3 protein-coding genes are annotated in these 2,697 nt (G+C 66.6%); all 3 read right to left on the bottom strand.

Translation table 11 applies throughout. The annotated features are described in order from the left end of the window. Positions 1-297: 297 nt before the first annotated feature. Positions 298-1,008: a type 1 glutamine amidotransferase gene (locus VD811_15880; GenBank protein ID HXV22463.1), complete on the bottom strand. Its 711-nt coding sequence runs from the start codon at positions 1,006-1,008 to the stop codon at positions 298-300. 3 nt (positions 1,009-1,011) lie between these two features. Beyond that, complete coding sequence (gene modC, locus VD811_15875) at positions 1,012-2,064, bottom strand: molybdenum ABC transporter ATP-binding protein (protein HXV22462.1); 1,053 nt, start codon at positions 2,062-2,064, stop codon at positions 1,012-1,014. After that, positions 2,061-2,697: molybdate ABC transporter permease subunit (modB, locus tag VD811_15870; protein ID HXV22461.1), on the bottom strand; the 637-nt coding region annotated here is incomplete at its 5' end. The genes modB and modC, both read right to left, overlap by 4 nt.

The following is a 2,697-nucleotide window of genomic DNA, read 5'->3' as shown; positions in this document are numbered from 1 at the left end:
TCGCCTCCGTGTCGATGCCACGAAAAAGCCCCGGGACCTTGTTGGGGGTCCCGGGGCTGCTCTGCCCGTCTGCCGGCGGCGTTGCCGGTGAACTGACTCTGTCACTCACTTGAAAAGCACAGGGCGTGCCAAGGAAAAGTCCTGAAAAATGCGGGGTGACTGCCGGACAAGGGGGGGGGAGCTGCCGTAAAAGCAGGCAAGGTTGCCTGGTTTGCCACCAAAGTAGAAGGCCAGTGTCGCAGAAAGCTCACAGGGCACAAGGGAAAAATCAGGTTTTCTCCGTGGGCTCTGTGTGCTCTAGCGAGTGCAGCGAGCGGGCGAGAGAAGCCTTTGCGCCTTGGCCGTTTGCGCAACATCCAGAAAATTTTTCAGCAGCCGTTGTGCCATCGCTCGGTGTGCCGCCTCGTCGGCGGCGAACTCAGTGGCGTAGCCCCCTGCGGGATCGACGACCGCGCTCCATGCGGAAACGATTTCCCGGTCGACTTCGGGATGGAACTGCACCCCCCAGGCATTGCGATAACGGAAGGCCTGACCGGGGCAGGCGGCGGAGGCCGCCAGGTGAACGGCTGCGGACGGCACTTCGAAGCTGTCGTTGTGCCACTCGAAGGCGGCGAAGGCTGGCGGCAGGCCGGCGAAGAGGGGGTCGTCCTGCCCGACGGAGGTCAGGTGGATTTCCTGCAGACCCTTCTCGCCGCGGTGACGGCTGAACACCTCGCCGCCGAGGACCTGGGCCAGTAGTTGGCCGCCGAGACAGATGCCGAGGAGCGGCGTGCCGGCCTCGACCGCCCGGCGCATGAACGCCTTGAGCTGCCGCAGGAAGGGGTACTCCTCTTCATCATGCACCCCCATGTAGCCGCCGAGGACGATGAACGCCGACACCTCGGTCAGGGGAGGCAACGATTCACCGGCGTAGAGGTGAACCGTGCGCTGGGGGATATCCCTGTCCTGCAGGTGCCGGCCGTAGATGCCGGCGGGGACACGCGGGTCGTTCTGAATGATATAGATCATGCCTCAATACAACCGTCTGAAGGCCGACGCCTTGATCACCGCGTAGATCTCGGCGCCGGTCCGCACGCCCAACTCCTCGGCGGCCTGCCGCACCACGGTGGCGACCAGCCGCTCGCCGCCGCAGTCGAGTTCGACCCCGACCCGGTTTTCCAGGTCGGTGACCGCCTCCACCCGGCAGCGCAGCAGGTTGCGGGCGCTGATCGCCTCGGGCCGTCCCTTGAACAGCATGATGTCCTTGGAGGAGAGTTCGAAGACCGACGGTCCCGGCGCCCCCGCCCACATCAGCAGCCGGTGGTCGCCGAAGCGGTAGGCGAAGAGGTCGCCATCCGGCTTCGGGTCGCTGAGCCGCAGCAGGTTGATGTAGCCGGCCTTGGCCCAGCTCATGCGCTCGCGGGCCAGTTCGTCGGGAGTGGTCTGCACGGAGACCGCTCCCTTGTGCAGCACGATCACCTCGTCGGTCATCAGGCGCATCTCGTTCATCGAATGGGAGATGAAGAGAAAGGGGATGCGGAACTCCTCGAAGACCGCCCGCAGGTAGGGGATGATCTGGTACTTGAGCCCCTCGTCGAGGGCGGAGAGCGGCTCATCCATCAGCAGCAGCCGGGGACTGGCCAGCACCGCCCGGCCGAGAGCGACTCGCTGGCGCTCGCCGCCGGAGAGGGCGCCCACCCCGCGCTGCAGCAGTTCCCCCAGGTCGAGCACCTCGATCAGGGCAGCCGGGTCGATGCGGCGCAGAGCGGCCGGGGTGCGGCGGTAGCCGTAAAGGAGATTGCGGCGGACGTTGAGATGCGGAAAAAGGTGTGCCTGCTGAAAGACGACGGCGAGGCGCCGCTGCTCGGGCGGAACGTCGATGCCTCTCGTAGAGCAGTAGAGGATATCGTCGTCCAGTTCGATGGACCCCCGATCGGGCTGGGTCAGGCCGGCGAGCAGATGCACCAGCGTCGACTTGCCGCTCCCCGAGCGGCCGAAGATGCCGACCCGGTCGCTGGCGGTGGAAAAGTCGGCCGCGAGCTCGAAGCCTTCGAACTTCTTCTGCAGCGAGACGCGGAGGTTCATCGCCCGTCCCTCCGGCGAAAGCGCCGGGCGAGCGCCTCGTTGAGCATCAGCACGACGAAGGAGAGGACGATGGAGACCAGGCAGAGCGCCAGGGCCATGCGGTCGCCGCCGGGGGTGCTGGTGTAGTCGTAGATCGCCAACGGAATGGTCTGGGTGACGCCGGGGATGTTGCCGGCGACGATGATGGTGGCGCCGAACTCGCCGAGGCTGCGGGCGAACATCAGGGTGGCGCCGGCCAGCAACGAGCGGACCGAGAGCGGGACGATGACGGTGAACAGGGTGTCGTACCAGCGGGCGCCGAGCGTGCGGGAGGCCTGGATCAGCTTCTCGTCGATCGCCTCCATGCCGAGGCGGACCGAGCGCACCAGCAGGGGAAAGCCGACCACCACCGAGGCGATGACGGCCGCCCACCAGGTGAAGACGATGCGGATGTCCCAGGTCTTCAGCAGCGCACCGAGCCAACCCCGCTCGCCGAGCAGCAGCAGGAGCAGGTAGCCGACCACCACCGGCGGCATCACCAGCGGCAGGTTGACGATGCCGTCGAAGACCGCCTTGCCGGGCATCCGGGTGAAGACCATCAGGTAGGCGACGGCGAAGCCGAAGGGGAGCGAGACCAGGGTGGCGGTCAGGGCC

The sequence above is a fragment of the Desulfuromonadales bacterium genome (assembly GCA_035620395.1).
GTDB lineage: Bacteria > Desulfobacterota > Desulfuromonadia > Desulfuromonadales > DASPGW01 > DASPGW01.
This window is presented reverse-complemented; position numbering and strand designations above follow the sequence as displayed.